General features: G+C 66.0%; 26 protein-coding genes. 9 read left to right on the top strand and 17 right to left on the bottom strand.

The features are described from left to right. Positions 1-165 precede the first annotated feature (165 nt). Entirely contained in the window at positions 166-1,302 is a 1,137-nt protein-coding gene (moeB, locus tag ACZK5G_RS09400; RefSeq protein ID WP_478466122.1) for a molybdopterin-synthase adenylyltransferase MoeB, read from the bottom strand. 89 nt (positions 1,303-1,391) lie between these two features. On the opposite strand from moeB, the gene ACZK5G_RS09395 reads away from it, so the two are divergent. The 3 genes from ACZK5G_RS09395 to ACZK5G_RS09385 all read left to right on the top strand — a co-directional run bounded on the left by ACZK5G_RS09395 (position 1,392) and on the right by ACZK5G_RS09385 (position 3,788). Next, positions 1,392-2,207 carry a helix-turn-helix domain-containing protein gene (locus ACZK5G_RS09395; protein WP_478466121.1) on the top strand — a complete coding sequence of 272 codons (816 nt, stop codon included), beginning with the start codon at positions 1,392-1,394 and terminating at the stop codon, positions 2,205-2,207. Positions 2,208-2,281: 74 nt separating this feature from the next. Then, positions 2,282-2,911, top strand: a complete 630-nt coding sequence (locus ACZK5G_RS09390) for a LysE family translocator (protein ID WP_478466119.1) — start codon at positions 2,282-2,284, stop codon at positions 2,909-2,911. Between the two features lie 94 nt (positions 2,912-3,005). Beyond that, entirely contained in the window at positions 3,006-3,788 is a 783-nt protein-coding gene (locus ACZK5G_RS09385; protein ID WP_478466118.1) for a lysine transporter LysE, read from the top strand. 137 nt (positions 3,789-3,925) lie between these two features. On the opposite strand, the gene der is transcribed toward ACZK5G_RS09385, so the two are convergent. The 7 genes from der to ndk form a co-directional block, all read right to left on the bottom strand. Next, entirely contained in the window at positions 3,926-5,323 is a 1,398-nt protein-coding gene (gene der / locus ACZK5G_RS09380; protein WP_014036905.1) for a ribosome biogenesis GTPase Der, read from the bottom strand. 17 nt (positions 5,324-5,340) lie between these two features. Beyond that, a complete protein-coding gene (gene bamB / locus ACZK5G_RS09375) occupies positions 5,341-6,549 on the bottom strand; it encodes an outer membrane protein assembly factor BamB (protein ID WP_032130494.1) in 1,209 nt (402 codons plus the stop codon). After that, positions 6,549-7,187, bottom strand: a complete 639-nt coding sequence (locus ACZK5G_RS09370; RefSeq protein WP_032130493.1) for a YfgM family protein — start codon at positions 7,185-7,187, stop codon at positions 6,549-6,551. Before ACZK5G_RS09370 ends, bamB begins: the two co-directional genes overlap by 1 nt. Positions 7,188-7,252: 65 nt before the next feature. Beyond that, the gene (locus ACZK5G_RS09365; RefSeq protein WP_189719610.1) at positions 7,253-8,125 is read right to left on the bottom strand and encodes a RodZ domain-containing protein; all 873 of its coding nucleotides are present in this window, start codon (positions 8,123-8,125) and stop codon (positions 7,253-7,255) included. A gap of 18 nt (positions 8,126-8,143) precedes the next feature. Then, positions 8,144-8,929, bottom strand: coding sequence for a type IV pilus biogenesis/stability protein PilW (gene pilW, locus ACZK5G_RS09360; protein ID WP_346484716.1), 786 nt, complete (start codon positions 8,927-8,929; stop codon positions 8,144-8,146). After that, complete coding sequence (gene rlmN / locus ACZK5G_RS09355) at positions 8,916-10,121, bottom strand: dual-specificity RNA methyltransferase RlmN (protein WP_005409296.1); 1,206 nt, start codon at positions 10,119-10,121, stop codon at positions 8,916-8,918. The genes pilW and rlmN overlap by 14 nt, the downstream gene beginning before the upstream one ends. Before the next feature lie 10 nt (positions 10,122-10,131). Next, positions 10,132-10,557: a nucleoside-diphosphate kinase gene (gene ndk, locus ACZK5G_RS09350; protein ID WP_008265389.1), complete on the bottom strand. Its 426-nt coding sequence runs from the start codon at positions 10,555-10,557 to the stop codon at positions 10,132-10,134. A gap of 321 nt (positions 10,558-10,878) precedes the next feature. Here ndk and ACZK5G_RS09345 point away from each other — a divergent pair, with 321 nt between their 5' ends. The 3 genes from ACZK5G_RS09345 (at position 10,879) to ACZK5G_RS09335 (ending at position 15,252) form a co-directional block, all read left to right on the top strand. Further along, positions 10,879-11,532 (top strand): TetR/AcrR family transcriptional regulator, encoded by a 654-nt coding sequence (locus ACZK5G_RS09345; RefSeq protein WP_006431024.1) that lies wholly within the window; start codon positions 10,879-10,881, stop codon positions 11,530-11,532. Positions 11,533-11,571: 39 nt separating this feature from the next. Beyond that, positions 11,572-13,944, top strand: coding sequence for a 3-hydroxyacyl-CoA dehydrogenase/enoyl-CoA hydratase family protein (locus ACZK5G_RS09340; RefSeq protein ID WP_049399461.1), 2,373 nt, complete (start codon positions 11,572-11,574; stop codon positions 13,942-13,944). Positions 13,945-14,043: 99 nt separating this feature from the next. After that, a complete protein-coding gene (locus ACZK5G_RS09335; protein WP_049399460.1) occupies positions 14,044-15,252 on the top strand; it encodes an acetyl-CoA C-acyltransferase in 1,209 nt (402 codons plus the stop codon). A 196-nt stretch (positions 15,253-15,448) separates the two neighbouring features. Here ACZK5G_RS09335 and ACZK5G_RS09330 read toward each other — a convergent pair whose 3' ends face one another. The 9 genes from ACZK5G_RS09330 to cmk form a co-directional block, all read right to left on the bottom strand. After that, positions 15,449-15,706: a hypothetical protein gene (locus ACZK5G_RS09330; protein ID WP_478466116.1), complete on the bottom strand. Its 258-nt coding sequence runs from the start codon at positions 15,704-15,706 to the stop codon at positions 15,449-15,451. 56 nt (positions 15,707-15,762) lie between these two features. Beyond that, positions 15,763-16,641: a UTP--glucose-1-phosphate uridylyltransferase GalU gene (gene galU, locus ACZK5G_RS09325; RefSeq protein ID WP_478466114.1), complete on the bottom strand. Its 879-nt coding sequence runs from the start codon at positions 16,639-16,641 to the stop codon at positions 15,763-15,765. Continuing rightward, a complete protein-coding gene (locus ACZK5G_RS09320; RefSeq protein ID WP_032130079.1) occupies positions 16,638-18,551 on the bottom strand; it encodes a polysaccharide biosynthesis protein in 1,914 nt (637 codons plus the stop codon). Before ACZK5G_RS09320 ends, galU begins: the two co-directional genes overlap by 4 nt. A gap of 3 nt (positions 18,552-18,554) precedes the next feature. After that, positions 18,555-19,544, bottom strand: coding sequence for an MraY family glycosyltransferase (locus ACZK5G_RS09315; RefSeq protein ID WP_049399455.1), 990 nt, complete (start codon positions 19,542-19,544; stop codon positions 18,555-18,557). A gap of 3 nt (positions 19,545-19,547) precedes the next feature. Continuing rightward, positions 19,548-20,726, bottom strand: coding sequence for a lipopolysaccharide assembly protein LapB (gene lapB, locus ACZK5G_RS09310; RefSeq protein ID WP_478466113.1), 1,179 nt, complete (start codon positions 20,724-20,726; stop codon positions 19,548-19,550). 6 nt (positions 20,727-20,732) lie between these two features. After that, positions 20,733-21,017, bottom strand: coding sequence for a LapA family protein (locus ACZK5G_RS09305; protein ID WP_010484569.1), 285 nt, complete (start codon positions 21,015-21,017; stop codon positions 20,733-20,735). A 77-nt stretch (positions 21,018-21,094) separates the two neighbouring features. After that, positions 21,095-21,400, bottom strand: coding sequence for an integration host factor subunit beta (locus ACZK5G_RS09300; protein ID WP_005409286.1), 306 nt, complete (start codon positions 21,398-21,400; stop codon positions 21,095-21,097). Between the two features lie 87 nt (positions 21,401-21,487). After that, positions 21,488-23,173 (bottom strand): 30S ribosomal protein S1, encoded by a 1,686-nt coding sequence (rpsA, locus tag ACZK5G_RS09295; RefSeq protein ID WP_005416230.1) that lies wholly within the window; start codon positions 23,171-23,173, stop codon positions 21,488-21,490. 198 nt (positions 23,174-23,371) lie between these two features. Beyond that, entirely contained in the window at positions 23,372-24,049 is a 678-nt protein-coding gene (gene cmk, locus ACZK5G_RS09290) for a (d)CMP kinase (RefSeq protein ID WP_032130077.1), read from the bottom strand. A gap of 197 nt (positions 24,050-24,246) precedes the next feature. Between cmk and ykgO the strand changes: the two genes are divergently transcribed. The 3 genes from ykgO to ACZK5G_RS09275 all read left to right on the top strand — a co-directional run bounded on the left by ykgO (position 24,247) and on the right by ACZK5G_RS09275 (position 25,925). Next, a complete protein-coding gene (ykgO, locus tag ACZK5G_RS09285) occupies positions 24,247-24,372 on the top strand; it encodes a type B 50S ribosomal protein L36 (RefSeq protein ID WP_005409283.1) in 126 nt (41 codons plus the stop codon). A gap of 146 nt (positions 24,373-24,518) precedes the next feature. Then, the gene (locus ACZK5G_RS09280; protein ID WP_404830375.1) at positions 24,519-24,848 is read left to right on the top strand and encodes a hypothetical protein; all 330 of its coding nucleotides are present in this window, start codon (positions 24,519-24,521) and stop codon (positions 24,846-24,848) included. Between the two features lie 39 nt (positions 24,849-24,887). Beyond that, positions 24,888-25,925, top strand: a complete 1,038-nt coding sequence (locus ACZK5G_RS09275) for an agmatine deiminase family protein (protein ID WP_478466110.1) — start codon at positions 24,888-24,890, stop codon at positions 25,923-25,925. Positions 25,926-26,008 lie beyond the last annotated feature (83 nt).

Genomic DNA, 26,008 nt, shown 5'->3' with positions numbered 1-26,008 from the left:
GACCCCCAGCATCATCCCGAAACCGTGCATGCGCGTCGATGGGTGCCAACCATGCATGCGCATCGGCGGGCGCCAACCATGCACCCGCTTCGGTAGGTGCCAACCTTGGTTGGCACAAGAGCGCCGACCAAGGTCGGCATCTACCAACGCATTCCCCGGCCAGCCTCACCCGCCCCGGCAAAACGCGGCGTAATCGATATACCCCGGGAACGGCACGCCCGGCGCGCACACCGGGCAATGCGGGTCCGGCCGGATGCCGGTCTCGCGGAAGCGCATGCCCAGCGCGTCGAAGCGCAGCAGCCGGCCGACCAGCGGCTCGCCGATGCCCAGCAGCAGCTTCAGCACCTCGGTGGCCTGCAGCACCCCGGCCAGGCCAGGCAGCACACCCAGCACCCCAGCCTCGGAACAGTTCGGAGCGAACTCCGGCGGCGGCGGCTCCGGGAACAGGCAGCGGTAGCACGGCGCCACGCCACGCTGGCGGCCCGCGTCAAACACGCTTACCTGGCCATCAAAGCGCTCGATGGCGGCATACACCAGCGGCTTGGCGTGCTTGATGCAGGCGTCGTTGAGCAGGTAGCGCAGCGGGAAGTTGTCCGAGCCGTCCAGCACCGCGTCCACGCCGTCCAGCAGCGCATCCACGTTCTCGGAGGTGACCCGCTCCGGCACCGCCTCGACCTCGATCGACGGGTTCAGTGCCAGCAGCCGCTCACGCGCCGAATCGACCTTGAGCTGGCCGACGCTGGCTTCGGTATGCACGATCTGCCGATGCAGGTTGCTGCGCTCCACGCGGTCATGGTCGGCGAAGCGCAGGTGCCCTACCCCGGCGGCCGCCAGATAGAAGCCGGCCGGCGCGCCCAGGCCACCGGCACCCAGCACCAGCACCCGCGACTGCTGTAGCCGGCGCTGGCCGGCCTCGCCCACCTGCGGCAGCAGCAGGTGGCGTGAGTAGCGATCAAAGAAATCGCGGTCGGCGGCGCTGGCCAGCGGCTGCACCAGCGGCAGCGACTGCTCGCGCCAGGCCACGGTACCGCCGCTCACGGAAGCCACATTGGTGTATCCAGCCTCCAGCAGGAACTGCGCAGCATCGGCCGAGCGCTTGCCGCTCTGGCAGATCAACAGGATTTCCTGGTCGTGCTTTGGCAGATGCGCGGCCGGGTCGGCCTGCAGCTCGCCCTTGGCCACGCCGCGCGCGCCCTCGGCCATGCCCCCGGCCCGTTCGTGCGCCTCGCGCACATCGATCAGCACGGCGCCGTGGGCCAGGCGTTCACGCGCCTGCGCGGGGGAAAGCTCTTGGATGCTCATGGCCGCATTATCGCGCAGACACCCTCGACGCGCCTTGCCCCGAACATGGCACCATGCGGGCGTTGCCCCCTGCATCCCGGAACCGCTGCATGCGCCCTGCCACCGAATTCTGGCGTGACCCGCGCATGCCCTTCGTCGAAAGCCGACGGGCCTGCGACAGCCGCGCCTGCCATCGCCCGCACAGCCATGACACCTTCTCGATCGGCGCCGTGGACGCCGGCAGCAGCGTGTTCACCGGCGCCGCGGAAGGACCGCGCCTGCTGCAGCCCGGCAGCCTGGTCGGCGTACCCGCAGGCCGCGTGCATGCCTGCAACCCCCTGCCCAGCCAGGTCTGGAGCTACCAAATGCTGCACCTGGATGCGCGCTGGATGGCCGAAGTCCGCGCCGAGTATGACGGCCTGCCCGGACCCGATTGGCAGCAGGAACCCATCCGGATTTCCCACCATCGCCGGCGCTACCAGCAGTACTGCCAGCTCAACGAGACGCTGTTCTCCGACGATCCGGTCAGCGTCAAGGAAGCGGCCCTGATCGCGTTCGTCGGCGATCTGGATGAACACGATGGGGTAGCCGTCGCCGGCCCGCCTGAAGATGCCGCATTGCAGCAGCGAGTGCAGCCGGTGATGGACGTTCTGCGCCAGCGGCTCGAACACACCCCGGTCCTGCAGGAACTGGCATCGCTGGCGGGCATGAGCCGCTACCAGCTGATCCGCGCCTTCCGACGTGCCACGGGCCTGACTCCACACGCCTGGCAGATCGACCAGCGCATCCAGGAGGCTCGCCGACGGTTGTGCGAAGGCCAGGCACTGGCCGTGGTCGCGCATGCACTGGGCTTTGCCGACCAGAGTCATTTCCAGCGGGTCTTCAAGGCCCACGCCGGTGCGACCCCGGGCCAGTACCGGCGCTGAGCCTGCAATAACGTTCAATACCACCGCGCGGCACATCCCCAGACTGGCGCCCCAGCCAGCCGCCGCCGGACCTGATGGAACAGTTCCTGATCATCGCCACCGTTCATTTTTTCGCCCTGCTCTCACCCGGTCCCGATTTCTTCCTCGTTGCACGCACCGCGATCACCTCTGGCTGGCGCACCGCCAGTGGCGCCTGCGCAGGCATCGCCGTCGGCAATGGCGTCTTCATCGTGGCGGCTTTCACCGGAATGGCCATGCTGCGCGCAGGCAGCGCAGGGTTCATTGCGGTGCAGTTGGCGGGCTGCGGGTTCCTGCTGTACCTCGGCACGCTGTTCCTGCGCCATGCGGGCTCGACGACGCTGCAGGCATCTGCCGCGGAATCGCGCGCAGGCGATACGCACGGGTGGTGGAAGGCGGCAGGGCTGGGCGCCCTGTCTGCGCTGCTGAACCCGAAGAATGCGCTGTTCTACGCAACGTTGGCGGCAATGCTCAATGGCCCGCAGGCCAACGCCGCAACGAAATTCTTCTATGGCGCGTGGATGTTCGGCATCGTCCTGCTTTGGGATCTGCTGGTCGCCGCGCTGGTCGGCCACCCGTGGGTGCTGCGTCGGTTCGCACGCGCCCTGCCCTGGCTGGAGCGGGCCGCAGGGTTTCTGATGATCGCGCTGGCGCTATGGATCGTCGTGTCGCTGTGGGCCGGCTGACGCCAGCGATTCGCGCCTGTCGCAATGGCGTTCAATACCGTGCGTTCACACCCGCCCACACTCTGCACTTTCTGTAGGTCAGTGGCAGGTTTACGTGCAGCAGTTCTTCATCGTCGCGGTGCTGTACGGCTTCGCCATGCTCCTGCCTGCTTCGCATCACGCGAAGATCCTGCGCACCGCGATGGGCGCAGGCGGGCACGCTGCCATGGCCGCGTCGTTCGGTATCGCCATCGGTACGGGCGTCATCTGTGCGACGGCTTTCGTTGCAGCGGGCATGCTGGGAAACCGCGGCCTGTGGACGCTGGCGATGCAGTGCGCGGGCTGCCTCCTGCTGCTGCGCCTGGCGGGCATGTGCCTGCGCGACGCCGGCTTGACCCCGTTCTCTCCGCTTTCCCTGCAGATGCCCTGGGGCCTGCGCGCCCGCTCCCGTTGGCCGCACGCCGAAGCAGGATGCCTGCTGGCGCTCGCCAGCAGCAGCAACTGGATGCTGCAGTTCGCGATTGCAGCCCTGGTTACCGGCCTCGTCGCCGACACGGGCACCCAGGCCGCTTACGTGGCCTGCCTGAGTGGCGTCGCACTGTCGCTCGGCCTGCTGATGGCGTGGCTCGGCAGCCATCCGCGCTGGGCGCAGGGGTGTTGCCGATTGCTTCCATGGCTGGAGCATGCCGCGGGCCTGCTGATCGGGGCGGTGTCGGTGGCGTACCTGGCAGGTGCACTGGGTACGACCCTGGTCTGGGCAAGCATCACGGGGCAGGTGCAGCTGCCGGAATCAATCCCCGCCACACGCCAGGTGCAACCGGCTTCAACATCGCGGCGCGGCCGAGGCATCCCATGCGCGTTGCCGCATTGCCGCGCTCGTCGCAGCAGTCCGCTCTGATCGAGGTCTGTAGATACACGGTAGTGCCGGCCGCTGGCCGGCAACCTCGTGAACACGCCAGGCATCATCGGGTTGCCGGCCAGCGGCCGGCACTACCACAAACAAGAAAGGCGGCCCTGCGGCCGCCTTTCTCTGCATCACTTGCCCTTGACGTGCTTCATCAAGCGCCGCTTGGCCTTGACCTGCCGCTCGGTGAGGACGTTCTTCTTGCCCTCGTACGGGTTGGTGCCCTCGCGGAAGATGAAGCTCACGGGCGTGCCGATCAGCTTGAAGCGCTTGCGGAAGAAGTTCTCCAGGTAGCGCTTGTACGACTCCTGCAGTTCCTTCAGGCGGGTGCCGTGCACGATGAAGGTCGGCGGGTTTGCGCCGGCCGGGTGCACGTAACGCAGCTTGGAGACATGGCCGCGGATGGTCGGCGGCGGGTTGGTCTCGTACGCCACTTCCAGCGCCTTGTTCACTTCGCTGGTGGTGAAGGTCTTGTTCGCCGATTCGTGCGCGCGGTGCACCGCGCGGAACAGCTCACGCAGGCCCGAGCCATGCTTGGCCGAGATGCGCACCGACTCGGCCCACGGCACGAAGCCCAGCTTCAGCGACAGCATGGTTTCAGCCTGCTCACGCTGGTACTCGGTCAGGCCATCCCACTTGTTGATGGCGATCACCAGCGCACGGCCCGCGTCGAGCACGGCACCGAGCACGGTGGCGTCCTGGTCGGTCACGCCTTCGGTGGCGTCGAGCATCAGCACGGCCACCTGGCACTGCTCGATCGACTGCATGGTCTTGACCACCGAGAACTTCTCGACGACCTCGTCCACGCGCGAACGACGGCGCAGGCCGGCGGTATCGATCAGGCGGTATTCGCGGCCGTCACGCTCCAGGTCCACGGCGATCGAGTCGCGGGTGGTGCCCGGCACGTCGGAGGCGATCATGCGCTCCTCGCCGAGGATGCGGTTGACCAGCGTCGACTTGCCCACGTTCGGGCGGCCTACGAAGGCGATGCGGATGCGGTTCGGATCGTTGTCCAGCTCTTCGCCGCTGCCTTCTTCCGGCAGGCGCTGGATCACTTCGTCCAGCAGGTCGTCCAGACCCTGGCGGTGCGCAGCCGACACGGTCAACATCTCGCCGAAGCCGTAACGGGCGAATTCCGAACGCACGGTGTCCTCGTCGGTGCCGTCGATCTTGTTGATCAGCAGCAGCGTCGGGCGCGACAGCTTGCGCAGCCAGGCCAGGATCTCGTCGTCCATCGCCGAGGTACCCTCACGGGCATCGACCACGAACAGGATCAGGTCGGCTTCCGCCGCAGCGGCACGGGCCTGGCGGGTGGTAGCCCCTGCCAGACCCTCTTCCTCTTCCGCGATACCGCCGGTGTCGACGACGAGGAAATGATTGTCCTCGTCCAGACGGCAGACACCGTAGTTGCGGTCGCGGGTGACGCCGGGCTGGTCATGGACCAGCGCGTCACGGGTGCGCGTAAGCGCATTGAAAATAGTCGACTTGCCGACATTCGGCCGTCCAACCAGGGCGACCAAAGGCAGCATCGCGATTACTCCAATTTTTAATTTGCCAACCGGAAGGCGGTCAGCTTGCCATCAACGTTCTGCACCAGCAGCACCCCGTCTACGACGATTGGCTGGGCCAGCAGGGCGTCACCGCCGCTCTTTGCCCGTGCCGCCATCGCACCATCGGAGGTCTGCAGCCAGTGCACGTATCCCTTGTAGTCGCCGACCACGACGTAGTCGCCGTGCAGTGCCGGGCCAGTCAGCGAGCGACGGGCCAGTGCGGTCTGCGACCACATCGCCGCGCCGCTGGCCTTGTCCAGACCGAACACGCCGCCCTTGTTGTCGGTGACGAACACATTGCCAGACGAGACCGCCACGCCACCGGCACCACCATGGTCGCGCGCCCACAGCGGGCGACCGGTCGGGCCTTCGATGGCCATCGTCTGGTTCTTGAAGCTGCTCACGAACAGGGTGTTGCCATCCAGCACCGGCGCACCGTCGACATCGGCCATGCGCTCCAGCTCGGTACGGCCTTCACCGTTGCCCACATTCTGTTCCCACAGGGTGCGGCCATCCTGCTGGGCCAGGGCGGCAACCGCGCCCTCGTCCTTGCCGATGAACAGCACGCCCGGGCCGGTCACCACCGGCGCGTTGCCACGCACGGTCAGCGCCGGCAGCTCGCTCGGGTTGAACCACTTCTGGGTGCCGTTGCCGGCATCGAATGCGGTGATGCGGCCGTCATTGCTGCGCACGTAGACCGCGCCCTGGGCGATGGCCGGCGCGGCGATGACTTCACCCGGAACACGGGCGCGCCACTTCTCGCTGCCGTCGTTGATGTCCAGGGCGATGACCTGGCCATCGAGCGTGCCGATCACGACCAGGTTCTCACCGACCCCCGGGCCGCCGGACAGGCGCAGCTTGGCCTTCTTCTTTTCCTTCTTCGGCTCCCAGGTCCAGACCTTCTTGCCGGTCTGCAGGTCGATGGCGTGCACGCCACCGGTGAGTGCCGCAGCGAACACGTGGCCGTTGGCCACGGCCGGGCCCTGGCGCACGCCGATGCGGCGCTCGCCCTTGCCGAGGTTGACCGACCAGGCCTTGTTGACCTTCACGGTCGGCTCGAACTTGACCAGCTCAGCCGGTTCCTGTGCCTTCTTCGCGGCCGCGTCCTTGCCGGCGAACCAGCCCTTCACGGTGCTGCAGCCGGTCAGGGCCATGCCCATCAGGAGCACGGTGGCGACGCGGGTGATCATGACCTTCTGACTCATCAAACCGACTCCGCAGGGGCGGCAACGGTGCCGCCGGCGTCCATAACCTTGGTTTCCAGCAGGCGCCGCTGCGGCGCTGCCACGTCCAGCGACTTCAGCGCTTTCTCGTACTGGCCTCGGGCGTCATCACGCTTGCCCTGCGCCATCAGCGCGTCGCCATGGATTTCCAGGCTGCTGCTGTCGGTGGCGCTGCCCAGCAGCTTGATCGCCTCGTCACTCTTGCCGGTGGCCACCAGCAGGCGGGCCACACGCTGGTCGACCACGCGCTGCAGGTCACCTTCGACCTTCACGCCGCGCAGGGTGGCCAGGGCTTCTTCGTTCTTGCCGGCGTCGACCTGGGCCTTGGCCAGCTGCAGCGCCGCGAGGTCGCCGTAGATGCTGGACGGGCCGGCTTCGAGCGCCTTGACCGCCTTGGAGGCGTCGTCGAGCTTGTTCTGCTGCAGGCCAACGAGCGCCTTCTGGTACTCGACATTGGCCGAGGCCAGCTTGCCGCCCTGATCCTTCTGGTACCACTGCCAGCCGGCAATGGCACCGATGGCGATGACTACGCCACCGAGGATGCTGGCGCCATTCTTCCGCAGCCAGCTGCGGACGCGTTCACTTTGTTCGTGCTCGTCGAGCAGATCGTCGATCGCCATGCGTACTCTCGCCCCGCCCATCGGGAGGGACCATTGGGATTAATCGAAGGTGGTGAAACCGCGCCTCAGTGCGAAACCGGGACTACGGAGCCTTCAGAGGATACCTGAAAGCGTGCCACGTTGGCTCGCTGGTAGGGGGTCAGATCGACGATAGCGCCGTTCTGCTGAACCTGGACCGCCGAGGCGTTGCCCAGGGTCACCCGGGTCACCTGGCCCGGCGTGAAGCTGCGGCTCTCGCCGGACTTGATCAGCGCCTTCTCGACGGTAGCGCCGTCCGGGCCGCCGATATCGACCCAGCTGTCGCCGCTGAACTGCATGTCCAGCGTGTTGGCGGCAGCCGCCGGTGCCGGGGCTGAACGCGGCACCGGGGCCAGCGAGGCTACGTACGGGGTGGCGGCCGGCTTGCTGGCCGGGGCGCTCGCCACGTCAGCCACGGCGGCCGGCTCGACGCCGGCGGCAGACGGGGTCACCGGCACAGCGGCCGGGATCGCGTCCAGCGAAGCGGTGTTCGGCGACGGCGTCGCACTGCCATCAAAATGACCACGGGTGGCGAACCACACCGGCACCGCCAGCACCGCGGTGATACCGACATACAGCACGCGACGGCCGAGATTCTCGGCAATGCGGCGCGCACGCGGGGTGTGGGTATGGCTGACCAGGGTGGGTGGAACCACCGGGCCGACCTGGGCCTGCTCCAGCAGCTGGCTCACATCCACGTCCAGCAGGCGCGCGTAGCTGCGCAGCTGGCCGCGCACGAACACCGGCGCCCCCAGCTTCTGCCATTGTTCCTCTTCCAGCGACCTGACCACCTGGACCGGCATGCGCAGGCGCGAGCCGACATCTTCGAGGGTCAGTCCGGCCGCCTCGCGGGCCTGGCGCAGGCGGCTGCCGCAGCCGGCCGCAGTCTCGAGAGCGCTCACAGTCTGGTCATCAATCACAATGCATCAACCCTGGAGTTAGGAGCCCGCTTCCTGCGGAAATTCCTGTCGAATGCGCTGAAGATAGCGGTCAGATGCCGCCCGATCACCCAGCCGCGCTTCGATTTGAGACGCAAGTTGTAACACGGAACGCGTTGCGGGTGCAGCCGCAATCCTACGTTCGGCGAAGGCCCGGGCTTCCATGAAGCGGCCCTGGCGGAAGCTGAGCTGGGCCATCGCCTCCAGCGCGACCGGGTTTCCCGGCAGCGTGGCCAGCGCCGCACGCAGGTCGCGCTCGGCACGTTCGAACTGGCCGGCGTCCAGCGCACAGCCCCCGGCATTGGCCCGGGACTCGGCCGGCGTGGCGTAGCCCGGCGCCTGCAGCGCACGATCGAACCAGACCAGCGACTCGGCCGGCCGGCCCTGCTGGCACAGCCACGCGCCGTAATTGTTGAGAATGTCCCCGCGCTGCGGCGCCTGCTCGGCAGCCCTGCGGAAGCTCTCGCCAGCCTGCTGGGTCCGGCCACGGCGCTCGTCGATGCCGGCCAGCAGCACCAGCGCATCGGGCGACTCGGGGGCCAGCTTCAGCGCCTCGCGCGCCTTGCGTTCGGCCGCATCGAGGTTACCTACCTGCATGTCGCGGGCGGCCAGGGCCAGCAGGTCCTGCAGGCGCACCTGGCGCCGCACGCTGTCCGGATCACGGACCGAGTAGACCGGCGCCTCGCTGGGGCCCAGCTTGGCCTTGGGATGGGATTTGCAGCCGCCGACCGCAACGGCCAGCATGCCTGCGAACAGAACCAGCCAGAGGCGGTCAGGCCGCGGCATCGCTCCCCTTCCCCGCCTGCAGCGTCTTGTTGAACTCCGCCTGGCGGCGGGTGCGGTCCATCACCTGGCCCTTGAGCTGGCCGCAGGCGGCGTCGATGTCGTCGCCTCGGGTGCGGCGGACCATGGTCAGCACGTTGCTGTCGAGCAGGATCTTCTGGAAGGCACGGATGTGCGCTTCTTCCGAACGCTCGTAGCGGGTGCCCGGGAACGGGTTGAACGGAATCAGGTTGACCTTGCCCGAATCCTTGGCCTGCACCGCGTTGTCGAACTGGCGCATCAGGCGGGCCAGCTCGCGGGCATGCTCGGGCTTGTCGTTGATGCCCTTCATCAGGGTGTATTCGAAGGTGACCGATTCGCGGCGCTTGTTGGCGCGCAGGTAGCGTGCGCACGAGGCCATCAGCTCGGCGATCGGATACTTCTTGTTGAGCGGCACCAGCGTCTCGCGCAGCGCATCGTTCGGCGCATGCAGCGACACCGCCAGCGACACGTCGCTTTCGGCAGACAGGCGGTCGATCTGCGGCACCAGGCCGGAGGTCGACAGGGTCACGCGCTTGTTGGCCAGGCCGTAGCCCAGGTCGTCGCGCATCACGCTCATGGCGCGCACGACGTTGTCGAAATTCATCAGCGGCTCGCCCATGCCCATCATCACCACGTTGGTGAGGCGGCGCATCTGGTGCGGCACGTTGCCCAGGTGGCGCGCGGCAACCCACACCTGGCCGATGATCTCGGCGGTGGTCAGGTTGCGGTTGAAGCCCTGGGTGGCGGTGGAGCAGAACGTGCAGTTCAGGCCGCAACCGACCTGCGAGGACACGCACAGCGTGCCGCGGGTCTTGTCCGGGATGTACACGGTCTCGATGGCGTTCTTGCCATCCACGCCCATCGCCAGCAGCCACTTGTGGGTGCCGTCGGCGGAGGGCTTGTCGAACACGATGTTGGGAACCAGCACCTCGGCATGGGCCTGCAGCTTGGCGCGCAGGACCTTGCCGAGGTCGGTCATTTCATCGAAATCGGTGACGTAGCGATGGTGGATCCACTTCATCACCTGATGGGCACGGAACTTCTTCTCGCCGAGAACCTCGACGAAAAACTTCTCCAGGCCCGCGCGATCGAGGTCGAGCAGGTTCTGCTTGCCAGCCGTGGGTGCCGACTTCGGCAGCGGCTGGATGGCGGGGGACTGTACGACCTCGTTCACGGCATTACTCTCAGCGCGAAACGACTTCGGTGGCGGCGAAGAAGTAGGCGATTTCAATCGCGGCATTCTCGACCGAGTCCGAGCCGTGGGCGGCGTTGGCATCGATGGATTCGGCGAAGTCGGCGCGGATGGTGCCCGCAGCGGCTTCCTTCGGGTTGGTGGCGCCCAGCAGGTCGCGGTGGGCCAGGACGGCGTTCTCGCCTTCCAGGGCCTGGATCATCACCGGGCCGGAGATCATGAACTCGACCAGCGCGTTGAAGAACGGACGCTCGCGGTGCACGGCGTAGAAGCCTTCGGCTTCACGGCGCGACAGCTGCTTGTACTTGGCGGCCACGACCTTCAGGCCGGCCTTCTCGAAGCGGGCGTAGATTTCGCCGATGACGTTCTTGGCAACGGCGTCCGGCTTGATGATCGAAAGGGTGCGCTCCAGCGCCATGGGATGTCTCCAATGGAATCGGGCCGCTGATGGCCCGAAGGGTAACATGAAAAAAACCCGCGTCGGGACGCGGGCTTAGCCTGATAAACGTAGGCGAATTGTAAAAGATCCCGTGCAGTAGTGCCAGCCCATGGCTGGCAGGCAGGATGCCGGATATCGAGCGCCGGAGCCTGCCCATTCAGGATCAAGCGTTGCCAGCCATGGGCTGGCACTACTGAATCCCTTGTAACCGGGCGACAGGATTTTGCTGCACTGCAAAATGCCATACGCTACCGTCTGGTCCTAGTATCAAACAATCGTTTGATTAAGGTCCGCCCGCCGATGGCCAAACCCGCCCACTTCTCGACCAAGGACCGGATCCTCGGCGCGGCCGAGGAGCTGTTCGCACAGCACGGCTTCGCCGGCACGTCGCTGCGCCAGGTGACCAGCCAGGCCGACGTCAACATCGCCGCGGTCAACTACCACTTCGGCTCCAAGGAAAACCTGGTCAACGAGGTGTTCCGCCGCCGCATGGACGAGATGACCGGCGCGCGCCTGGCGCAGCTCGAGCGCGCCCGCAGCGAACACCCCGGGCAGCTGCGCCCGGTGCTGGCCGCCTTCGTCGAGCCGGCACTGGCGCTGGCCCAGGACCGCCAGAACGGCGGCGCCTTCGTGCGCGTGATCGCCCGCGCCTACGCCGAGAAGAACGACAACCTGCGCAAGTTCCTGTCCGACCACTACGGTCACGTGCTGCGTGCGTTCGGCAAGGCGATTGCCGAATGCGCACCCGACCTGAGCAAGGAAGAGCTGTACTGGCGCCTGGATTTCCTGGCCGGCTCGCTCACCTATGCCATGGCCGACTTCGGGCTGATCAAGCGTCCCGCCGGTGTCACCGAAGCGGCGCATCGTGCCCATGCCGCCCACGAACTGATCCATTTCGCCGAAGCCGGGTTCCGCGCCGCCGCACGCGCCAGCGCCCTGCCCGCTTCCCCTTGATTCCACCCAGTAACTGCTGACCAACAAAGGCCCTACACCATGTCCAATTCCCTGCTAGTCCGCCGCGCCGCCGTGCTGGGTGCCGGCGTCATGGGTGCCCAGATCGCCGCCCACCTCACCAACGCTGGCGTCGACACCGTGCTGTTCGACCTGCCCGCCAAGGAGGGTCCGGCTGACGGCATCGTGCTGAAGGCGATCGCCAACCTGGGCAAGCTGAGCCCGGCGCCGCTGGCCAGCAAGTCGCTGGCCGAAGCCATCACCCCGGCCAACTACGAGTCCGGCCTGGAGCAGCTGAAGGACTGCGACCTGATCATCGAGGCCATCGCCGAGCGCATGGACTGGAAGCAGGACCTGTACAAGAAGATCGCGCCGTTCGTGGCCGACCACGCGGTGCTGGCCTCCAACACCTCGGGCCTGGGCATCAACAAGCTGGCCGACGTGCTGCCCGAGCAGCTGCGCCACCGCTTCTGCGGCGTGCACTTCTTCAACCCGCCGCGCTACATGCACCTGGCCGAGCTGATCCCGGCCACCACCACCGACGCCGCCGTGCTGGAAGGCCTGGAAGAATTCCTGGTCACCACCCTGGGCAAGGGCGTGGTGTACGCCAAGGACACCCCGAACTTCATCGGCAACCGCATCGGCGTGTTCTCGATCCTGTCCACCATCCACCACACCCAGCAGTTCGGCCTGGGCTTCGATGAAGTGGACGGCCTGACCGGCCCGCTGGTCGGCCGCCCGAAGTCGGCCACCTACCGCACCTCCGACGTGGTCGGCCTGGACACCATGGCCCACGTCATCAAGACCATGGGCGATACCCTGCCCAACGACCCGTGGCATGAATTCTTCAAGTCGCCGAAGTGGCTGGACGCGCTGATCTCCAAGGGCGCGCTGGGCCAGAAGACCGGCGCCGGCATCTTCCGCAAGGTCGGCAAGGACATCGTCGTCCTCGACCTGGAAAAGCAGGACTACCGCGCTGCTGATCGCACCGCCGCACCGGAAGTGGTCGAGATCCTGAAGATCAAGAACCCGGCCGAGAAGTTCGCCAAGCTGCGCGAAAGCCAGCACCCGCAGGCGCAGTTCCTGTGGGCGACCTTCCGCGACCTGTTCCACTACAGCGCCTACCACCTGGCCGACATCGCCGAGACCGCGCGCGACGTCGACCTCGCCATCCGCTGGGGCTACGGCTGGTCGCTGGGCCCGTTCGAAACCTGGCAGGCCGCCGGCTGGAAGCAGGTGGCACAGTGGATTGCTGATGACATCGTCGCCGGCAAGAGCATGAGCAACGCCCCGCTGCCGGATTGGGTGTTCGATGGCCGCGATGGCGTGCACGCCGCCGAGGGCAGCTACAGCCCGTCGCGCAACGCCAAGCTGCCGCGCTCGTCGCTGCCGGTGTATCAGCGCCAGCGCTTCCCGGATCCGCTGCTGGGCGAGAAGTTCGCGCCGGGCGAGACCGTGTTCGAGAACGACGGCCTGCGCATGTGGCACGACGGCGACGGCATCGCCGTGGTCAGCTTCAAGACCAAGATGAACACCGTGTCCGACCAGGTGCTCGACGGCCTGCAGGAATGTGTCAGCCGCGCCGAGAAGGACTTCCAGGGCCTGGTGATCTGGCAGCAGAAGGAACCCTTCTCCGCCGGTGCCGACCTGGCCGGTGCATTGGGCCTGCTGCAGGCCGGCAAGGTCGACCAGTTCGAAGAGATGGTCGCCAACTTCCAGCGCACCAGCCAGCGCATCAAGTACTCGCTGGTGCCGGTGGTGGCTGCCGTGCGTGGCCTGGCGCTGGGTGGTGGTTGCGAGTTCCAGATGCACAGCGCCAAGACCGTGGCCTTCCTGGAAAGCTACATCGGCCTGGTCGAGGCCGGCGTCGGCCTGCTGCCGGCCGGTGGTGGCCTGAAGGAACTGGCCGTGCGCGCCTCGCAGGCCGCTGGCCCGGGCGGTGACGTGTTCGCCGAACTGAAGAAGACCTTCGAAACCGTGGCGATGGCCAAGGTCTCCAACTCGGCGGTCAACGCCAAGGAACTGGGCCTGCTGCGCAGCACCGACAAGGTGGTGTTCAACAGCTACGAGGCCCTGCACATCGCCAAGGCCGAAGCGCGCGCCCTGGCCGAAGCGGGCTACCGTCCGCCGCTGCCGGCACGCCGCATCCAGGTGGCCGGCGACGTGGGTATCGCCACCTTCAAGATGATGCTGGTCAACATGCTGGAAGGCCGTTTCATCAGCCCGTACGACTACGAGATCGCCGAGCGCATCGCCACCGTGCTGTGCGGTGGCAAGGTCGACCGCGGCACCCTGGTGGACGAAGAGTGGCTGCTGACCCTGGAGCGCAAGCACTTCGTCGAACTGGCCCAGCAGGAAAAGACCCAGGCCCGCATCGCGCACATGCTCAAGACCGGCAAGCCGCTGCGTAACTGATTGATGGCGGGTGCCGGCCCCTGGCCGGCATCCCTCTGCCTCTGGTAGGTGCCCACCTTGGTGGGCACACCGGCAAAACCAATTCGAGAGATCACTGCAATGACCAAGCAAATCCAGGACGCCTACATCGTCGCCGCCACCCGTACCCCGGTCGGCAAGGCGCCCAAGGGCATGTTCCGCAACACCCGCCCCGACGACATGCTTGCGCACGTGCTGCGCAGCGTCGTCGCCCAGGCCCCGGGCGTGGACGTCAACCGCATCGATGACGCAATCATCGGCTGCGCCATGCCGGAAGCCGAGCAGGGCATGAACGTGGCACGCATCGGCGTGCTGCTGGCTGGCCTGCCCAACACCATCGCCGCGCAGACCGTGAACCGCTTCTGCTCGTCCGGCCTGCAGGCCGTGGCGCAGGCCGCCGACGCGATCCGCCTGGGCAATGCCGACCTGATGCTGGCCGGTGGTACCGAATCGATGTCGATGGTGCCGATGATGGGCAACAAGATCGCCATGGCGCCGAGCGTGTTCGACAACGACCACGTCGCCATCGCCTACGGCATGGGCATCACCGCCGAGAAGGTGGCCGAAGAGTGGAAGGTCTCGCGCGAAGACCAGGACGCCTTCGCCCTGGCCTCGCACCAGAAGGCCATGGCCGCGATCCAGAACGGCGAGTTCAAGGACGAGATCAGCCCGTACGAGATCGTCTCGCACCTGCCGGACCTGGCCGATGGCCAGCGCATCATCACCCGCAACAAGATCGCCGACACCGACGAAGGCCCGCGCCCGGATTCCTCGGCCGAAGGCCTGGCCAAGCTGCGCCCGGTGTTCCGCAACGGCCAGTTCGGCGGCACCGTCACTGCTGGCAACTCGTCGCAGATGAGCGACGGCGCCGGTGCCGTGCTGCTGGCCTCGGAACAGGCGATCAAGGACTACGGCCTGACCCCGCTGGCCCGTTTCGTCAGCTTCTCGGTAGCCGGCGTGCGCCCGGAAGTGATGGGCATCGGCCCGATCGCCGCGATCCCGAAGGCACTGAAGCAGGCCGGCCTGACCCAGGACCAGCTGGACTGGATTGAACTGAACGAAGCGTTCGCCGCGCAGTCGCTGGCGGTGATCCGCGATTGCGGCCTAGACCCGAACAAGGTCAACCCGCTGGGTGGCGCGATTGCCCTGGGCCACCCGCTGGGCGCGACCGGCGCGATCCGCACGGCAACCCTGCTGCACGGCCTGCGCCGTCGCCAGCAGAAGTACGGCATGGTGACGATGTGCATCGGCACCGGCATGGGCGCAGCGGGTATTTTCGAGGCGCTGTAAGGTTCAAAGCGTTGCCGGTCGGGATGTCGGCGTACTGCAGGGCCCGGGTGGGTGAGACTGCCCGGGACACGCCGTGAACCCGTCCCTGGGGGCTCGATGGCGCCATCCATGGCGCCAACGGTCCCGGTCAGCCTCACCCACCCGTGCCAGCCAGCATTCCACGCGGCGGAGGGGTGAGCAGAAGCAAAGTCTGGGGTCAGAGCCCTTTGCGCAGCAAAGGGCTCTGACCCCAACAAGCAAAAAAGGCAGCCACCGGCTGCCTTTTTGCTTTTGCTTTTGCTTTTGCTTTTGCTTTTGCTTTTGCTTTTGCTTTTGCCCTTGATTCCGCCCTTCCCGTCCGCGCCGCACGGAAACTGTCGAGAGGGGGCGGATGGCCCTCTCCAAAACCGTTGGCGCCATGGATGGCGCCATCGAGCACCATGGAAGGGCTTTGGCGTGTTTTGGAGAGGGCCATCCGCCCCCTCCCCCACGTATCAATCAAGGCGCAGCACGGAGCGCTTGATAGAACCCTTAATCCGCCAACATCGCCGTCAGTTTCTCCCGCGCCGGCCCTGCCAGCTTCGGGTTGTCCAGCGCGAAGCGGATCGTCGCCTCCACCAGCCCCAGGTGCGTGCCGCAGTCGAAGCGGGTGCCCTCGAAGCGGTAGGCATCGACCTCTTCGGTCTTCAGCAGCTGCGCGATCGCATCGGTCAGCTGGATCTCGCCACCGGCACCACTGCCGGTCTGTTCCAGCAGCTCGAAAATCTTCGGGCTCAGCACATAACGGCCAACCACGGCCAGGTCGCTCGGTGCGTCCTCCGGCTTCGGCTTCTCCACGATCTGCGAAATGCGACCCTTGCGGCCGTCGAACGCTTCAGTGGCAACGATGCCGTAGCTGGCAGTCTTGTCGTGCGGCACGTCTTCAACGGCGATCACGCTGGCACCACTGGCCTCGTTGAGGTCTGCCATCTGCTTCAGTGCGCCGTCGCCGCGGTTCCAGATCAGGTCGTCCGGCAGCAGCACCGCGAACGGCTCGTCACCGATCACGGCCTTGGCGCACAGCACCGCATGGCCCAGGCCCAGTGCTTCGGCCTGGGTCACGAAGATCGCGCGCACGCCATTGGGCAGCACATGGCGGATCATCTCCAGCTGCTCCTGCTTGCCGGCGCGCTCGAGCTTCTGCTCCAGTTCGTAGGCCTTGTCGAAGTAGTCGGCCACGGCATGCTTGTAGCGGTTGGTGATGAACACCAGCGTGTCGCAACCGGCTTCAATCGCTTCATCGACCGCGTACTGGATCAGCGGACGATCAATGATCGGCAACATTTCCTTCGGAACCGTCTTGGTTGCCGGCAAAAAGCGCGTCCCGAGCCCTGCCACTGGGAAAACTGCCTTGCGAATTCGCTTGCTCATTGGTGCCTGTTGGCCTCACGTGCCGGAAAGGGCACGACTTTAGCGGATGAAATGTAAGCATCCTGTTCGATGGGAGAGAACTCCGGCATCGTCGCGAACAGGATCTCCTGGATGCTGGTCGTGTCGTAACCAGCCACGGCATCGCGCAGGCGCGGGACATTGCCCAGCACCAGGTCACGCGAGAACGTACGTACACCGGCCTCGAGAATCTTCGGGTGCGCGGTGGAACGGTAGTCCTCGTCCGAATAGAACAGCGTCTCGTGCAGCTTCTCGCCCGGACGCAGCCCGGTGTAGATGATCGGAATGTCCTTGTACGGCTGCTTGCCGGCCAGGCGGATCATCTGCTCGGCCAGCACGCGGATCGGCACCGGCTCGCCCATGTCGAGCGTATAGATCGCACCATGCGATGCCGAAGCGGCCGCCTGCAGGATCAGCTGGCAGGCCTCCGGGATGGTCATGAAGTAGCGACTGACTTCCGGGTCGGTGACGGTCACCGGACCGCCACGCAGGATCTGTTCGCGGAACAGCGGCACGACGCTGCCGGCCGAGGCCAGCACGTTGCCGAAGCGCACCGTAACGAAACGGGTATGCGTGGACTTCTGGTCCAGGCTCTGGCAGATCATCTCCGCATAGCGCTTGCTGGCGCCAAGTGCATTGACCGGGTCGACCGCCTTGTCGGTGGAGATGAACACGAAATGCTCAACGCGCGCTTCCAGACAGGCGCGGGCCACGTTCTCGGTGGCCAGGATGTTGTTGCGCACCGCTTCGCGCAGCTGCCGCTCCAGCACCGGCACGTGCTTGTAGGCAGCCGCATGGAAGGCGGTGTCGACCGGATGCAGCGACAGGGCGTGGCGGATCACCGCCGGGTCACCGCAGTCGCCCAGCACCGCTTCGATCTCGACATCGGGGAAGCTTCGCCGCAGCTCGCCTTCGATGGTCAGCAGCAGCAGTTCGCTGATCTCGAGCAGGATGATGCGGCCGGCACCATGCCGTGCGCACTGGCGGCAAAGCTCGGAGCCGATCGAACCGCCGGCACCGGTGACCATCACCGTACGCCCGCCCAGCCAGCCACGGATCAGGTTCCAGTCCGGCATGATCGGCTTGCGGCCCAGCAGATCCTCGATCGCCACTTCCTTCAGCTGCCCCGGCAGCGACTGGCCCTGCAGGATGTCGCTGAGCTTGGGCACGGTGCGGAACGGCACGCCGGTGCTTTCACAGATGGCGACGATCCGCTGCATGCCCGCCGCGTCCAGTGACGGAATGGCGATCACCAGCAGCTTGGCTGCCGTCTCCCGGACCACTGTCGGCGCATCGTCCAGGGTGCCGAGGATCGGCAGGCCCTGCAGCTTGGCGCCGCGCAGGTGCGGCGCGTCGTCCAGCAGGCCGACCGGCTCGAAATTACCGGAACGGCGCAGGTCACGGACCAGGGTCTCGGCGGCCTGGCCGGCACCCAGGATCAGCACGCGGCGCGCGGACGAGTCCGACTGCAGTGCCTGATAGTCCTTCCAGGCCCGGTACAGCAGGCGCGGCGCGCCCAGCAGCGCCGACAGCGCGAACGGATAGATCACCAGCACCGACATCGGCACGCCGTCGAAGCGCTTCCACATCAGCACCAGCACGATGGCGACCATGCCGATGAAACTGGCCTTGAAGATGTTCAGCAGGTCGCTGACGCTGGCGAACCGCCACAGGCCCCGATAGAGGCCCACGCGCCAGAACACCATGCCCTGCAGCAGCAGCACCAGCGTGGTGTCGACGTTCCAGAGAGGGAGCTCGGGGGCGTTGGCCAGGATCGAATACCGCCCCGCGTGGAGCAGCTGCCAGCATGCCCAGACCATGAACAGGTCGTGGCAGACGATGGCCGAACGCGGCATCAGGCCGAGGATTCTGTCCCGCCAGGGTGAAGCCATAAGTCAGGTATTTCCTTTTGGGTGGCGCAATCCATTGCGCAGGAGGAGCCAGAGGACGCTCAGCGCAATGAACCACGCGATCGCCACGGCAGCCTCCCACCTCGGCTGCAAATTGGAGCAGACATTAAGCACTGTAATACTGAACAGGCCCAAAGCAAAGTACATCCCTGTTACCTGGGCGTGACTGGCTCCTGCCTGCACCGCGCGCTGGTAGACGTGCTGGGTATGGGGTTCCATCCAGCGTTGTCCGGAAATGATGCGCGCCAGCAGTGTGAAGCCCGCGTCCACAAGGAACGGCGATGCCGACACCAGCAGCAGGATCCAGTGGATGTCGGTCTTGACGCTGGCCAGTGCCAGCACTGCCGCCACCGCGTAGCCCAGCGCGCCACTTCCGACATCGCCCATGAAGATCCGGGCCCGCGGGAAGTTGAACGGCAGGAAGCCCAGGCAGGCCAGGCCCAACGCGACCGCCGCCAGCGAGTACGGCCAGGGCAGCAGCGGCGCCAGCCCCAGCGCGACCACAATGGCCTGGCTGGCCGCGATGCCGTTGATCCCATCCATGAAATTCCAGATGTTGATCAGCGAGGCGGTGAACAGCAGGACCAGCACGGCCAGCAGCCAGCTGCCACCGTGAACCTTGACCAGCGCGGCCAGCAGCGCGGCGGCGATGAAGTGCACCATCAGGCGGCGCATGGCCGGCAGCGGCCGGTGGTCGTCCCACCAGCCGATACCCGCCACCAGCGCCAGGCCAAGGCTGGCGACCAGCAGGCTCGGACGCGCTTCGGGCCAGGCCCACATGGCAACACCGGCGGTCACCAGCAGGCTGATGACAATGGCGATGCCGCCGCCGCGGGGGGTCGCCACGCTATGGCTGCGCCGCTCGCCCGGCTGGTCAAACAGTTGCCGGCGCAGCGCGTAGCCCCGCGCCGCCCAGGTCAGTGCCGCACTCAGCAGGGCCAGGCCCAGCAGCGCGCCCATCACGAGCCACGGCATGGATCAGAGCACCGCGTAGTTCAGCAGCGGCTTGACCGTACCCCACTCCTTGCAGCTCGGGCACTGCCAGTGGTGGGTGCGCGCACCGAAACCACAACGGGTGCAGCGATAGGCCGGATTGCGCACCAGCAACTGGTCGGTGATGTGCTTGAGGTCGTGCAGGGTCGCCGTGGAATCGGCGCCTTCAGCTAGGGTCAGGTCGATCAGCGCGGACTCGCCACGCACCGACGGGCGATCCTTGAGCTGGCGGCCCAGGTAGGCACGGGCCGGCGCCACGCCCTCCTGCTCTTCCATCAGGCGGGTCAGCGCCAGCACCGGGGCGATGCCGCGGTAGTGCTCGGTCATCTCCGACAGGAAGGCGCGCGCGCCCGCCAGATCGCCGACCTTGCGGTAGTTCTGCATCAGCGCCGGCAGCAGTTCCGGCAGGTACTCCGGATCATTGCGCGCGGCACGCTCGAAGGCGCGTACGGCCGCTTCCGGATTGCCGGCATCGGTTTCCAGGCGTCCTTCAATGATGCCGGCACGTACCGACATCGCATCGGCCTGGTAGGCCCGGGCAATCGCTGCCCTCGCCTCTTCCAGCTTGCCAGCACCGCGGAAGCGTTCGGCCAGTTCGCACTCGAACTGCCCGATCAGCTTGCCCATCGGCTCGCCGGTGACGTCCTCGAAACGGGTCGCGTTGTCAATCGCCTTTTCCCAGTCGCGCTCGGCCTGGTAAATGCCGATCAGGTGCTTGAGCGCCTGCGGGGCACGCTGGTCCAGCTGGGCCAGTTCGGAGAACACGGTCTCGGCGCGGTCCAGCAGGCCGGACTTCATGTAGTCCTCGCCCAGCGCCAGCAGCGCCTGCACGCGTTGCGCATCGCTGAGGTCGTGGCGGTTGACCAGGCCCTGGTGCAGGCGGATGGCGCGGTCGACTTCGCCGCGGCGGCGGAACAGGTGGCCCAGCGCGACCTGGGTCTCGAAGGTTTCCTTGTCCAGCTCGGCGATGTGCAGGAACAGCTCGATGGCCTTGTCCGGCTGCTCGTTGAGCAGGTAATTCAGGCCGCGGAAGTAGGTGCTGGACAGGCGGCTGACCTGGCTGTCACCGTGGCGTTGACCACCACGCCGTCCGATCACCCACCCGGCCAGTGCGGCCAGCGGAACGAACAGGAAGAACCAGAACCACTCGGTGACGAAATCCATCTTCGATCAGCGTCCATCAAAAGATTGGGGGGAAGCAACCGGTGCCGGCGTGGCGACAGCGGACTTGTTGGCGCGGCGCAACTGGCTGTAGAGCGGAATGACCACGCTCACCAGCACCAGGCCGGCACCGACGATGACACCCACCAGCAGCGCGGCGATCAGGGCCACGCCCACCGAGGTATGCAGTTGGGTAAACAGCAGGTTGATCGACATCGCGGTCATGTTGACCGCACCGATGATCAACCCAAGGATCAGAACCGCCAGCAGGACCAGCAGACGAAAAACCTTCATGCGACAGCTCCAGTGGCAGGAGTCCGTAGCTTATCCGACTCGCGGCTGGATTCGCACGCGGTGGCGCGACGGGAGGCTCAGGCCGGATCGGCGTCCAGCGGCAGCACACTGCTGACCCGCTCACGCAGTTCCTTGCCCGGCTTGAAATGAGGGACGTGCTTGCCCGGCAGGGCAACCGATTCGCCGGTCTTCGGGTTGCGACCCAGGCGCGGCGGACGATAGTGCAGCGAGAAGCTGCCAAAACCACGGATTTCGATGCGATCCCCGGCGGACAGCGATCCGCCCATCATTTCCAGCAACGACTTCACCGCCAGATCGACATCATCGGCCTTCAGGTGCGCCTGGCGGCGCGCAAGGATTTCGATCAGTTCGGATTTGGTCATTACCGGCTCACATCAGGGGTATCTCAGCCTGAAACGGCCCGGGCAATGCCCGGGCCGTCCAGGAAACAACGAACAGCGTAAGGCCGATTACTCGGACTTGTTGCCGTTCAGCTGTGCACGCAGCAGCGCGCCCAGCTGGGTGGTGCCGCTGGAAGCCGAAGAGGACTGGTATTCCTCCAGCACTTCGCGCATTTCAGCGTCGTCCTTGGCCTTGATCGACAGCTGCAGGGTACGGCCCTTGCGGTCCATGCCCACGAACTTGGCTTCGACCTTGTCGCCGACCTTCAGGTGCTGGGTGGCGTCGTCAACGCGCTCGTTGGCGATGTCGCGTGCCGAGACGTAACCTTCGATGCCGTCAGCCAGCTCGATGATCGCGCCCTTGGCGTCGACTTCCTTCACCACGCCTTCGACCTTGGAGCCCTTCGGATTGGCAGCCATGTACTGGCCGAACGGATCCTGCTCCAGCTGCTTCACGCCCAGGGAGATGCGCTCGCGCTCCGGATCGACAGCCAGGACGACGGCGTCCAGGGTATCGCCCTTCTTGAAGTTGCGAACGACGTCTTCGCCGGTGGTGTTCCAGCTGATGTCGGACAGGTGGACCAGGCCGTCGATGCCGCCGTCCAGGCCGATGAAGATGCCGAAGTCGGTGATCGACTTGATCTGGCCCGACACCTTGTCACCCTTCTTGTGGGTGGCAGCGAAGGTTTCCCACGGATTGGCGGCAACCTGCTTCATGCCCAGCGAGATACGGCGACGCTCTTCATCGACGTCCAGCACCATCACTTCGACTTCATCACCAACCTGGACAACCTTGGACGGGTTGACGTTCTTGTTGGTCCAATCCATCTCGGAGACGTGCACCAGGCCTTCGACGCCCGGCTCGATCTCAACGAACGCACCGTAATCGGTGACGTTGGAGACCTTGCCGAAGACGCGGCTGTTGGCCGGGTAACGACGGCCGATGTTGTCCCACGGATCCTCGCCCAGCTGCTTCAGACCCAGCGAAACGCGGTTGCGCTCGCGGTCGAACTTCAGCACGCGGACGTCCAGCTCGTCGCCGACGTTCACGACTTCCGACGGGTGACGCACGCGCTTCCACGCCATGTCGGTGATGTGCAGCAGGCCGTCGATACCGCCCAGGTCCACGAACGCGCCGTAATCGGTCAGGTTCTTGACGACACCCTTCAGGATCGCGCCTTCCTGCAGCTTGTCCATCAGCTGCTCGCGCTCTTCCGAGTGCTCGCTTTCGACGACAGCGCGGCGCGAGACCACGACGTTGTTACGCTTGCGGTCCAGCTTGATGAGCTTGAACTCGAGTTCCTTGCCTTCCAGGTAGGCCGGATCGCGCACCGGGCGCACATCGACCAGGGAACCCGGCAGGAAGGCGCGGACATCCTTGATGTCCACGGTGAAACCACCCTTGACCTTGCCGCTGATGCGGCCGGTGATGGTTTCGTTCTTTTCCAACGCTTCTTCCAGCTCGTCCCACACCATCGCGCGCTTGGCCTTCTCGCGCGACAGGACGGTTTCGCCGAAGCCGTTCTCGATCGAGTCGAGGGCGACCTTGACGATGTCGCCTTCGGCGACGTCGATTTCGCCAGCGTCGTTACGGAACTGTTCGATCGGCACGATGCCTTCGGACTTCAGGCCAGCGTTGATCACCACGACGTCGCCGCGGACTTCAACAACGGTACCGCTGACGATGGCGCCCGGCTTCAGCTTGGCCAGATTGGCCTGGCTGGCTTCAAACAGTTCGGCAAATGATTCGGTCATTAGATTTACTCTGTTGGACACATGGGTCGGTGGCGTCCCCTTCAGGGGAATGGCGACCGCCCGCCTGTTGGTCGACCCCGGAAACGCAGGTCGTGTGTAGTAGGAAAACCGCCACGCATCATTGCGCGACGGAGCTGGTACAGCACTGCTATGCGCGACCACCACCGATGCTGCTGGCAGTGCTCCCGCGCGAACGGATCAGGCAGCCGGAACCGGAAGCAGATCCATCACTCTGGCAACGACATCTGCGATGCCGATGCCTGTGGTGTCGATGAGGACAGCATCGTCTGCCGGCTTCAGGGGCGCCACGGTACGCTGAGCATCACGGGCGTCGCGGGCCATGATCTCGCGCAGGAGGTCATCAAAGTTAACAGAAACCCCCTTGTCTTTCAACTGCTTATGCCGGCGCTCGGCGCGCTCCTCGGCACTGGCGGTCAGGAAGACCTTGTAGGAGGCGTCCGGGAAGATCACCGTGCCCATGTCGCGGCCATCGGCGACCAGGCCGGGCAGCTCCCTGAATGCGCGCTGGCGCTCCTTCAGGGCAGCCCGGACCTCGGGAATGGCGGCGATGGCCGAGGCCAGCGCGCCGGTGGTCTCCAGGCGCAGCTCGTCGGTGGCATCGGTCCCGTTCACCATGACCCGCATGGCTTCACCCTGCTCGACAAACTGAACGTGGGTATCAAAGGTGCAGCGGACCAGCGCCGAGGCATCGGAGGTATCGATGTCGGCCCAGCTCGCGGCCACGCCCACCGCCCGGTACAGCGCGCCCGAATCCAGGTAATGCCAGCCCATCCGGCGCGCGATGATGCGGCTGATGGTACCCTTGCCAGCCCCTGAAGGGCCGTCGATGGTCAGGACGGGAGCGAGTGGATTCATGGGGTTCCCAGAGCGTGTGAAGGGGTCATTCTAGCCCCTGTCAGACGCCCCCAATGGGATCTTTTGTGCAACCACTTGAAACCACGAGGAAAAGCCCGGTAGAATGGCGGGCTTGAACGAGCGTCAACTGCCGATTGTCTTTCGCATATCGCGGCCACGCTCCACCCGAACAACTACTGTTTACGCCGAGGTATGCCATGAAAGTCCTGTCCTCCCTGAAGTCGGCGAAGGCCCGTCACCGTGACTGCAAGGTCGTGCGTCGTCGTGGCAAGATCTTCGTCATCTGCAAGTCGAACCCGCGTTTCAAGGCGCGTCAGCGCTAAGCCCAACAGCCTTCGCGGCTGCGGCTGGCCCTACGCGGGGCCGACCCGATGCAAAAAGCCGCCTTCGGGCGGTTTTTTGTTTATGCGGCTTTTTCCTGCCGTTTTTGCTGTAATCGCCTTTCTTGACCACTGGGGAGTAGATCGAGATGAAGCGTTACCTGTCCGCCTTGGCCGTGATGGCCACCCTGGCCGCCACCACGCCGGCGCTGGCCGATACCCTGCTTGTCGACCGTGCCCGCGAGAAGCCGGCCGGTGCCCTGCCCGTGCGCGGCCAGAGCATGCAGCAGGTACAGGCGCAGTTCGGCGCGCCGAGCGAGCAGCTGCAGCCGCGTGGCGGGCAGAAGCGGCAATGGCCGACCATCAACCGCTGGGTGTACCCGCAGTTCACCGTCTACTTCGAGAAGCAGAAGGTGATCGACGTGGTGGCCAACCAGGCGGACCCGAACGAAATCGGCCCAAAACCGCCGATCCGTTGATCCCTTTACCCGCCGTGGGCGGGCCTGTGTAGCGAGACCATGAACCAGACCCTTCGTTTTCCTGCCGAGTGGGAAGCCCAGAGCGGCGTCCTGATTGCCTGGCCCACCGCCGACACCGACTGGGCCGACCGCCTGGGCCAGGTGGAAGAGACCTACATCGCCCTGGTTGCGGCCATCACCCGCTTCCAGCCGGTGCTGATCTGCGTGGCCGACGACGATGTGGAGACCTATGCCGAGATGCGGCTGCGCTCCAACCGCATCGACATGGACAAGGTCCACTTCACCACGGCGGCCTACGACGATACCTGGTTGCGCGACTCCGGCCCGATCACCCTGCGCCGTGCCGACGGCGGCTTCCAGCTGCTGGATTTCCGCTTCACCGGCTGGGGCGGCAAGTTCGACGCCACCCTGGATGACCAGCTGGTGGGCGTGCTCGACCAGGCCGGCGTGTTCAACGACGCACCGGTGCGCAGCATTCCGTTCGCGCTGGAAGGCGGCGGCATCGAAACCGATGGCGAAGGCACCCTGCTGACCACTTGGAAGTGCCTGCACGAGCGCCACCCGGACCGCGACCGCGCCAGCCTGAGCGCCGACCTGGTCAACTGGCTGCAGCAGGACCGCGTGCTGTGGCTGGACCACGGCTACCTGGAAGGCGACGACACCGACGCCCACATCGACACCCTCGCCCGCTTCGCCTCGGCTGACAGCATTGTCTACCAGGCCTGTGACGACGAGAGCGACTCGCACTACGCCGAACTGCAGGCGATGGGCAATGAGCTGGCCGCGCTGCGCACCAAGGACGGCCAGCCGTATCGCCTGTTCCCGCTGCCGTGGGCACAGCCGGTGATCGACGAAGGCCGTCGCCTGGCTGCCTCGTACGCCAACTACCTGATCGTCAACGGCGCGGTGCTGATGCCGGCCTATGGCGATCCGGCCGATGACCTGGCTCGCGACGTGCTGGCGCAGGCGCACCCGGGCCGCGAAATCGTGCAGGTGCCCTGCCGCTCGCTGATCTGGCAGAACGGCAGCCTGCACTGCATCACCATGCAGCTGCCGGCAGGGTTGTTGAAGGCCTGAGGATGGGTAGTGCCGGCCGCTGGCCGGCAACCATGCAATGCCTGATGGATTGACGGGGTTGCCGGCCAGCGGCCGGCACTACC

Source organism: Stenotrophomonas sp. 62841_Sma, assembly GCF_056482945.1.
The sequence above is the reverse complement of the archived record's forward strand: the minus strand, read 5'-3'. Positions and strand labels throughout refer to the sequence as shown.

Coding starts and splice junctions, on each gene's coding strand:
- ACZK5G_RS09275 (WP_478466110.1), top strand. CDS start 24,888: ATGAACCAGACCCTTCGTTTTCCTGCCGAGTGGGAAGCCCAGAGCGGC.
- moeB (WP_478466122.1), bottom strand. CDS start 1,302: ATGAGCATCCAAGAGCTTTCCCCCGCGCAGGCGCGTGAACGCCTGGCC.
- ACZK5G_RS09330 (WP_478466116.1), bottom strand. CDS start 15,706: ATGGCCCTCTCCAAAACACGCCAAAGCCCTTCCATGGTGCTCGATGGC.
- ACZK5G_RS09300 (WP_005409286.1), bottom strand. CDS start 21,400: ATGACCAAATCCGAACTGATCGAAATCCTTGCGCGCCGCCAGGCGCAC.
- ACZK5G_RS09395 (WP_478466121.1), top strand. CDS start 1,392: ATGCGCCCTGCCACCGAATTCTGGCGTGACCCGCGCATGCCCTTCGTC.
- ACZK5G_RS09315 (WP_049399455.1), bottom strand. CDS start 19,544: ATGCCGTGGCTCGTGATGGGCGCGCTGCTGGGCCTGGCCCTGCTGAGT.
- ACZK5G_RS09320 (WP_032130079.1), bottom strand. CDS start 18,551: ATGGCTTCACCCTGGCGGGACAGAATCCTCGGCCTGATGCCGCGTTCG.
- ACZK5G_RS09390 (WP_478466119.1), top strand. CDS start 2,282: ATGGAACAGTTCCTGATCATCGCCACCGTTCATTTTTTCGCCCTGCTC.
- ACZK5G_RS09305 (WP_010484569.1), bottom strand. CDS start 21,017: ATGAAGGTTTTTCGTCTGCTGGTCCTGCTGGCGGTTCTGATCCTTGGG.
- galU (WP_478466114.1), bottom strand. CDS start 16,641: ATGAGCAAGCGAATTCGCAAGGCAGTTTTCCCAGTGGCAGGGCTCGGG.
- der (WP_014036905.1), bottom strand. CDS start 5,323: ATGCTGCCTTTGGTCGCCCTGGTTGGACGGCCGAATGTCGGCAAGTCG.
- lapB (WP_478466113.1), bottom strand. CDS start 20,726: ATGGATTTCGTCACCGAGTGGTTCTGGTTCTTCCTGTTCGTTCCGCTG.
- bamB (WP_032130494.1), bottom strand. CDS start 6,549: ATGAGTCAGAAGGTCATGATCACCCGCGTCGCCACCGTGCTCCTGATG.
- pilW (WP_346484716.1), bottom strand. CDS start 8,929: ATGCCGCGGCCTGACCGCCTCTGGCTGGTTCTGTTCGCAGGCATGCTG.
- rpsA (WP_005416230.1), bottom strand. CDS start 23,173: ATGACCGAATCATTTGCCGAACTGTTTGAAGCCAGCCAGGCCAATCTG.
- ACZK5G_RS09280 (WP_404830375.1), top strand. CDS start 24,519: ATGAAGCGTTACCTGTCCGCCTTGGCCGTGATGGCCACCCTGGCCGCC.
- ACZK5G_RS09335 (WP_049399460.1), top strand. CDS start 14,044: ATGACCAAGCAAATCCAGGACGCCTACATCGTCGCCGCCACCCGTACC.
- ykgO (WP_005409283.1), top strand. CDS start 24,247: ATGAAAGTCCTGTCCTCCCTGAAGTCGGCGAAGGCCCGTCACCGTGAC.
- ndk (WP_008265389.1), bottom strand. CDS start 10,557: ATGGCGCTGGAGCGCACCCTTTCGATCATCAAGCCGGACGCCGTTGCC.
- ACZK5G_RS09370 (WP_032130493.1), bottom strand. CDS start 7,187: ATGGCGATCGACGATCTGCTCGACGAGCACGAACAAAGTGAACGCGTC.
- ACZK5G_RS09345 (WP_006431024.1), top strand. CDS start 10,879: ATGGCCAAACCCGCCCACTTCTCGACCAAGGACCGGATCCTCGGCGCG.
- ACZK5G_RS09340 (WP_049399461.1), top strand. CDS start 11,572: ATGTCCAATTCCCTGCTAGTCCGCCGCGCCGCCGTGCTGGGTGCCGGC.
- cmk (WP_032130077.1), bottom strand. CDS start 24,049: ATGAATCCACTCGCTCCCGTCCTGACCATCGACGGCCCTTCAGGGGCT.